The following is a 7,202-nucleotide window of genomic DNA, read 5'->3' on the forward strand; positions in this document are numbered from 1 at the left end:
CCGTCGGGCAGCCCGCCAGCCTGCGCTCCGACCCACCGCGCAGGTCAGCCCGCGCGGGCGATCTCGACGGCCACCGTCAGCTGTTCCGCGTCGTGCTCGAGGTCGCCGAGGACGCCGAGCAGCGCCTGGTCCTCGAGCACGCCGGACGCGGCAGTCGGCCGCCACAGCAGGGTCCACGCGCCGTGGTGCCGCGTCGCGACCTCCATGAGGCTGTCGTAGAGCGCGTCGAGGTTGCGCCCGAAGTGCTCGGGCAGGTCGAAGGACGCGGCGAAGGCGTCGTACGCGGTCTCGCGGTCGGACCCGCCGTCGACGACGTGGACGTGCACGTGGTGGTGCATCGCCTCGACGAGCAGGGCGTCGACGGCCTCGGGCCGCAGCCGGATCACGACCCCACCTCGACCTGTCGGAAGCTCGCGTAGTGGTCGGCCGTGTAGTACGTGTCGCCCTCGTCGCCGACGACGAGGCGGCGCGCCCCGCGGTCGTCCTCGCCGGGCGTCGGCACGGTGTACTCGGCGTAGTACCCGCGCTCGCGGATCGGCAGGATCCGCTCGCGGTTGCCGAAGGTCACCCCGTCGCGGTCGTACGGGAAGGGCCCGCCGGCCGCGACCAGCGCGAGAGTGCGGCGCCCCTCGGGCGGCAGCGAGGAGGCGGGGACCGTCGACAGCCCCGAGTCCGGCGTCGCCGCCGCGGCGGGCCGCGCGGAGGACGAGCGCGAAGGGGTCGACGACCGCGAGGCGGGCGGCGACGGCTGCGCGGAGGTGGACGACGTCGACGAGGACGACGGGGCGCCGGCCGGCTCCCCGTCGTCGCCGCCGCCGATCGTCAGCCAGGCGGCGAGGAGGAGCAGGAGCACCCCGGCGACCACCTGCAGCCGCTGCCGCCAGGTCGTGCTCACGCGCGTGCCGTCGAGGGTGCCATGGGGAGATTGTGCAGCCCCGTGGCACCCGCGGCGGGCCTACAGGGCGATGCCGATGTACTTCGTCTCGAGGTACTCCTCGATGCCCTCGAATCCCCCTTCGCGCCCGTAGCCCGAGTGCTTGACCCCGCCGAAGGGGGCGGAGGGGTTGGAGACGACGCCCTGGTTGACCCCGACCATGCCGAAGTCGAGGGCCTCTGCGACGCGGATCATCCGCGAGGCGTCCCGGGTGTAGACGTAGCCGACGAGCCCGTACTCGGTGCCGTTGGCGATGCGCACGGCCTCGTCCTCGCTGCGGAAGGTCGTGATCGGCGCGACCGGGCCGAAGATCTCCTCGCGCATGACGCGCGAGCCCGCGGCGACGTCGGTGAGCACGGTCGGCGGGTAGAACCAGCCCTCGCCCTGCGGCACCTCGCCGCCGGTGAGCACGGTGGCGCCGCCCTCGACGGCCTCGTCGACGAGCGCGGCGACGCCGTCACGGGCCTTGCTCGTGATGAGCGGGCCGACCTGGACGCCGTCCTTCGTGCCCTGGCCGACGGTGAGCCCGCCCATCCGCTCGGCGAACTTCGTCGAGAACTCCTGCGCGACGTCCTCGTGGACGAGGAAGCGGTTGGCGGCGGTGCACGCCTCACCGATGTTGCGCATCTTGGCCTGCATCGCGCCCTCGACGGCGGCGTCGACGTCCGCGTCCTCGAAGACGACGAAGGGGGCGTTGCCGCCGAGCTCCATCGACAGGCGCAGCAGCTGCTCGGAGGACTGCTCGACGAGCTTCTGCCCGACCCCGGTCGAGCCGGTGAAGGTCAGCTTGCGCAGGCGCGGGTCGCGGATGATCGGCTCGCTCACCTCGCCCGAGCTGCTCGTCGTCACGACGTTGAGCACGCCGGCGGGCAGGCCGACCTCCTCGAGGGTCTTCGCGAGCGCGAGCATCGTCAGCGGGGTCTCGTGCGCCGGCTTGACGACCATCGTGCAGCCGGCGGCGATGGCGGGGCCGATCTTGCGCGTGCCCATGGCGAGGGGGAAGTTCCAGGGCGTGATCATGAAGGTCGGGCCGACGGGCTGCTTCGTCGTGAGCAGCCGGGTGCCGCCGCTGGGCGCCACGGCGTAGCGGCCGTGGATGCGCACGGCCTCCTCGGCGAACCAGCGGAAGAACTCGTTGCCGTAGGTGACCTCGCCGCGGGCCTCGGCGAGCGGCTTGCCCATCTCGAGCGTCATGAGCATCGCGAAGCTCTCCGAGCGCTCGCGCACGAGCTCGAAGGCGCTGCGCAGGATCTCGGAGCGGGTGCGCGGCTCGGTCGCCGCCCACTCGGCCTGCGCGGCGACGGCGGCGTCGAGCGCGGCGGCCCCGTCGGCGGCGGTGCCGTCGGCCACCTGGGTGAGGGTCTGACCCGTCGCCGGGTCGTCGACGGCGAAGGTCGCGCCGCCGGTCGCGTCGCGCCACTCACCCCCGATGAAGAGCTGGGTGGGGGCGAGCTCGAGAGCGGACTGCTGGGTCACGTCGGCCATGAGCGTCACGCTACAACCGCCGCGGGGGTCTGCGGCGTGCACCCGAAGGGAGGGGGCGGCTCCCCCGTCGAGGCGCTCCAGCGGGTGCGACCGTGGAGACGTCCCCACCCCCGACATCCCAGGAGAGACGTCATGTCCGACCAGCTGGACCTGGACAACCCCGTCGAGCGCCACCCGACGATCTCGCCGCCGGAGCAGGACCAGGACTTCCCTGGCTCCGACGTCGGTCTCGAGCCCGGCGCCGACATCGGCCTGAGCAGCTATCGCGGCACCGGTCGTCTGCAGGGCCGCAAGGCCCTCGTCACCGGAGCCGACTCCGGCATCGGCGCGGCGGTCGCCGTCGCCTTCGCCCGCGAGGGCGCCGACGTCGCCCTGGCCTACCTGCCCGACGAGGAGGAGGACGCCGACCGCGTCGCCCGCGTCGTCGAGGAGGAGGGCGGCACCCTCGTGCGAATCCCCGGCGACGTCCGGGACCGCGCGTACTGCGACGACCTCGTCGCGAAGGCCGTCGAGGGCCTCGGCGGGCTCGACGTCCTCGTCGTCAACGCCGGCAAGCAGGTCGCCTGCGAGGACATCACCGAGCTCACCGACGAGCAGCTCGACGGCACGCTGAAGACCAACCTCTACGCGATGGTGTGGATCTGCCGGGCCGCGGTCCCCCACCTGCAGCCGGGCAGCTCGATCATCATGTCGAGCTCGATCCAGGCCTACCAGCCGAGCGCGCACCTCGTGGACTACGCGATGACCAAGGCGGGCATGAACACCTTCGCGAAGGGGTTGTCGCAGCAGCTGGCCCCGAAGGGGATCCGCGTCAACGCGGTCGCCCCGGGCCCGGTCTGGACGCCGCTGCAGGTCGTCGACGGCCAGCCAAAGGAGGCTCTGCCCGAGTTCGGCCAGGACACCCCGCTCGGGCGCGCTGGTCAGCCGGTCGAGCTTGCCCCGGCGTACGTCTTCCTCGCCTCGGCCGAGTCGAGCTTCGTCGTCGGCGAGACCCTCAACGTCAACGGCGGACAGCCCTCGCCGTGACCCGCGTCCCGCCGTCGCGCGACACCTGATGTCCCGCCGCAGCCCCGGCTTGCGAGAAGATCTCCGTCTTTGAGACCCTTTGACGGTCATATCTTCTCGTCGCCGGGGCTGCTCGGCGTCCACGACCCATGTCAGGGGTGTCCCGTGCGCGACTTCGCCACCGTCCTGTTCGACCAGGCCCACTCGAGCGCCTGGTCCACCGACCGCGACCGGGCCGCCCGGATGAACCCGGCCAACCCCGCTGACGCCTCGCTGGCGCTGGCCGTCGACGCCCTCGCCGAGCGCGGCCTGAGCGTGCGCGAGCACCGCACCGGCGAGCTCGTCGGCGCGGCGCTCGAGGGCGTCGACGTCCTCGTCGTCGCCCACCCGGCCGACGCCGCCTCCGAGCGGGTCGCGGGCGACCTGCCCCCGGTCTACTCCCCCGCCGAGATCGCCGCGATCACCGAGCACGTGCGCACCGGCGGCGGCCTCGTCGTCCTCGCGGAATGCGACCACCGCGCCCACGGCAACAACCTCGACGAGCTGCTCTCCCCCTTCGGGCTCGCGATCACCTCGACCCTCGTCCACGAGAGCGCGACCTCGGGCCGGCGCCACCTCGGCAACGCGACGTGGGTCCTGCCCGAGCTGGCGGTCGGGCACAACGGCGGGCAGGGTGTGCTCGCCGGTGTCGGCGAGGTGTGCTTCTACCGCTCCGGCGCGGTCGACGTCTCGGCCGCCCCGTCCGCCCACGTCATCGCCAGCTCGAGCGCCAGCGCCCACCCCGCGCAGGCCCCGCTGGCCGTCACCGTCGAGCACGGGGCCGGCCGCGTCGTCGTGCTCGCCGACTCCGACCTCGTCGGCGACGACTCGATCGCCGACCTCGACCACCGCCGGCTGTGGACCAACCTCGTCACCTGGGCGGCAGTCCCCCGCTCGGCCCACCTCGGCGAGGACGCGCCGCAGGACGCCGCGGCCGAGCGCACCGTCGACACCGCCGAGTGGGCGAGCCTGAAGGCGGCGGTCGAGGAGCTGCGCCTGCTGCAGGGCAAGGACGGCAGCATCGACCGCGAGACCCACGACGAGACCGACCTGGCTCGCGCGGGCGAGCTCGTCGCCTCGATCCGGGCCGACGTCGCCGCGCTCGCGCCGCGCTTCCCGCACGACGCCGAGTACCTCGCCGCGCTCGACACCGACCTCGCCCGCTGGGTCGAGGAGGGCTTCGTCGTCCCCGACTTCCTCGACAGCCTCGTGCTCTTCCACCCCGAGCAGCACCGGGTCGACGGCACCGAGCACCTCGTGCTCTTCCCGATGTACACGCAGAACGGGAACCTCGACCGGGTCTTCGAGGCCGTGCTGCTCGACGTCGTATGGCCGCAGTGGCTCGCCGACGTCGAGGCGCAGCAGCCCAACCCCGCCTTCCTGCCGGTGACCTTCACCGACTTCACCCCCGGCTACGACACGAACTCCGCGGTCCTCTTCCCCGAGACCGTCGCCGTGCGCGAGGTGCCGACCTTCACGTGGGGCGCGATCTTCTGCGACCGCGAGGCCGCACGCTTCCGCGCCGTGACGTCCGCCGCCGCGCAGACCCTCGGGCTGCAGCTGCCGCCGGAGGGCGAGCAGCTCGTCGCGAGCCAGTCGCTCGCGCAGTCGACCTTCGCCATGTGGGACCTCGTGCACGATCGCACGCACAGCCACGGCGACCTCCCCTTCGACCCCTTCATGATCAAGCAGCGGATGCCCTTCTGGATGTACGCGCTCGAGGAGCTGCGCTGCGACCTCAACACCTTCCGCGTCGCGGTGCAGATGGACGAGCAGGGCCACCCGTACGCCCGCCCGGTGCAGCTGGCGATCCTCTTCGACCGCCTCTTCCGCTTCCCGATCACCGGTGACCGGGTGCGCAACTACGACGGCCTCGGCGGCCAGCTGCTCTTCGCCTGGCTGCACAAGCGCGGCGTCCTGCGCTGGACCGACAACACGCTGTCCTTCGACTGGGCCGCGGTGCCCGAGGCGGTCGTCGCGCTGTCCGACGCCGTCGAGGAGCTCTACCGCTCCGGCATCGACCGCAGCCGGGTCGGCCACTGGCGCGCGGCCTACGAGCTCGTCGCCGGCTACGTCGCGCCGCACCCGGGGTCGACCTGGGCGAAGGGGATGAGCGACCCGTCCGCGCTGCCGCTCGACGGCCCGCCGAAGGGCCTGACCGACCTCGTGCAGCCCGACGAGTTCCCGCTCAACGTCTTCTACGAGGCGCTGCGCAAGAAGCTCGCGCCCGTCATCGAGGCGAGCAGGGGCGTGACCGGCACGTCCGCGACCGGTGCGAGGATTGCCGCGTGACGACGACGACCCCTTCGCAGCTCAGCGCCCTGCACGACGACACGGTCCGCGGCTTCGCCAGCGACAACTACGCCGGCATCCACCCCGAGGTGCTCCAGGCCCTCGCGACCGTCAACGGCGGCCACCAGGTGGCCTACGGCGAGGACGTCTACACCGAGCGGCTGCGCGAGGTCATGCGCGGGCACCTCGGCGAGCAGGTCGAGACCTTCCCGGTCTTCAACGGCACCGGCGCCAACGTCGTCTCGCTCCAGGCGGCGACCGACCGCTGGGAGTCGGTGATCTGCACGAGCAACGCGCACATCCACGTCGACGAGTGCGCCGCCCCCGAGCGGATGGGCGGGATCAAGCTGCACGCCGTGCCCACCGGCGACGGCAAGCTGACACCCGAGCTGGTCGACACCGTGCCCGCGCGCGTCGGTGACGAGCACTGGCCGCAGGTGCGGGTCGTCTCGATCACGAACTCCACCGAGATCGGCACGGTCTACACCCCCGACGAGATCCGCGCCCTCGCCGACCACGCGCACGAGCGCGGTCTGGTCCTGCACCTCGACGGCTCGCGGATCTCCAACGCCGCCGCGGCCCTCGGCGTCTCGCTGCGCGAGCTCGTCGCCGACACCGGTGTCGACCTGCTGAGCCTGGGCGGGACGAAGGCCGGGGCGCTCGCCGCCGAGGCCGTCGTCGTCCTCTCGCCCGACAAGGTCCGTGGCATGCCGTACCTGCGCAAGCAGTCGATGCAGCTCGCGAGCAAGATGCGCTTCGTCTCCGCGCAGCTGCTCGCGCTGTACGAGGGCGACCTGTGGCTGCGCGGCGCCGGTCACGCGAACGCCATGGCCGCCCGTCTCCAGGAGGCCGTGCGCGACATCGACGGGGTGCGCCTGGCGACCCCCGCCGAGGCCAACGCCGTCTTCCCGATGCTCGACCCCGCGGTGGCGGACCGCCTCGCAGCCCGCTTCCGCTTCTACCCCTGGGACGAGTCGCGCGACCAGTACCGCTGGATGTGCAGCTGGGACACGACCGAGGCCGACGTCGACGCTTTCGTCGCCGCCCTCCGCGAGGAGCTCGCCCGCCCCTGACCCCGCGAGGTATGGCAATGCGCCCGTCGATCCCCCAGGATCCGCGCGCATCGCCATACCTCGGCGAAGGGGGGCCGATACCACGACCCCTGGCTGGTCGAGGTGCGAGCGCCAGTGCCTTTCGCTGGTCGAGGTGCGAGCGCCAGCGCCTTTCGCTGGTCGAGGTGCGAGCGCCAGCGCATTTCGCTGGTCGAGGTGCGAGCGCCAGCGAGCCTCGAGACCACCGGACCCCCTTCACTGCTCGAGGCTCGCCCGCCCCTGACCCGCCGAGGTATGGCGATGCGCCCGTCGATCCCCCAGGATCCGGGCGCATTGCCAAACCACGGCGGCTGGGGGGCCGTGACCCCCCCCCCCCGCGGGTTCGCGGCGAAGCC

At 72.8% G+C, this 7,202-nt stretch carries 6 protein-coding genes; 3 read left to right on the top strand and 3 right to left on the bottom strand.

Features of this window, described 5'->3' with window-relative positions:
* Positions 1-44 precede the first annotated feature (44 nt).
* Genes LIV55_RS03345 through LIV55_RS03355 form a run of 3 tightly spaced genes read right to left on the bottom strand, consistent with a single transcriptional unit; the run spans position 45 to position 2,419 of the window.
* The gene (locus tag LIV55_RS03345; protein WP_123092778.1) at positions 45-386 is read right to left on the bottom strand and encodes a barstar family protein; all 342 of its coding nucleotides are present in this window, start codon (positions 384-386) and stop codon (positions 45-47) included.
* Positions 383-895 carry a guanyl-specific ribonuclease gene (locus LIV55_RS03350; protein WP_123092777.1) on the bottom strand — a complete coding sequence of 171 codons (513 nt, stop codon included), beginning with the start codon at positions 893-895 and terminating at the stop codon, positions 383-385. Before LIV55_RS03350 ends, LIV55_RS03345 begins: the two co-directional genes overlap by 4 nt.
* Positions 896-955: 60 nt before the next feature.
* Entirely contained in the window at positions 956-2,419 is a 1,464-nt protein-coding gene (locus LIV55_RS03355; RefSeq protein WP_229299176.1) for an NAD-dependent succinate-semialdehyde dehydrogenase, read from the bottom strand.
* Positions 2,420-2,551: 132 nt separating this feature from the next.
* Between LIV55_RS03355 and LIV55_RS03360 the strand changes: the two genes are divergently transcribed.
* The 3 genes from LIV55_RS03360 to LIV55_RS03370 all read left to right on the top strand — a co-directional run bounded on the left by LIV55_RS03360 (position 2,552) and on the right by LIV55_RS03370 (position 6,828).
* Positions 2,552-3,445 (top strand): SDR family oxidoreductase, encoded by an 894-nt coding sequence (locus LIV55_RS03360; RefSeq protein WP_123092775.1) that lies wholly within the window; start codon positions 2,552-2,554, stop codon positions 3,443-3,445.
* Positions 3,446-3,589: 144 nt separating this feature from the next.
* Positions 3,590-5,755, top strand: a complete 2,166-nt coding sequence (locus LIV55_RS03365) for a DUF6421 family protein (protein WP_191563109.1) — start codon at positions 3,590-3,592, stop codon at positions 5,753-5,755.
* Positions 5,752-6,828: a threonine aldolase family protein gene (locus tag LIV55_RS03370; protein WP_229299177.1), complete on the top strand. Its 1,077-nt coding sequence runs from the start codon at positions 5,752-5,754 to the stop codon at positions 6,826-6,828. The genes LIV55_RS03365 and LIV55_RS03370 overlap by 4 nt, the downstream gene beginning before the upstream one ends.
* The last annotated feature ends 374 nt before the right edge of the window (positions 6,829-7,202 follow it).

The sequence above is a fragment of the Janibacter melonis genome, assembly GCF_020567375.1.
Classification (GTDB): domain Bacteria; phylum Actinomycetota; class Actinomycetes; order Actinomycetales; family Dermatophilaceae; genus Marihabitans; species Marihabitans melonis.

Coding starts and splice junctions, on each gene's coding strand:
- LIV55_RS03355 (WP_229299176.1), bottom strand. CDS start 2,419: ATGGCCGACGTGACCCAGCAGTCCGCTCTCGAGCTCGCCCCCACCCAG.
- LIV55_RS03360 (WP_123092775.1), top strand. CDS start 2,552: ATGTCCGACCAGCTGGACCTGGACAACCCCGTCGAGCGCCACCCGACG.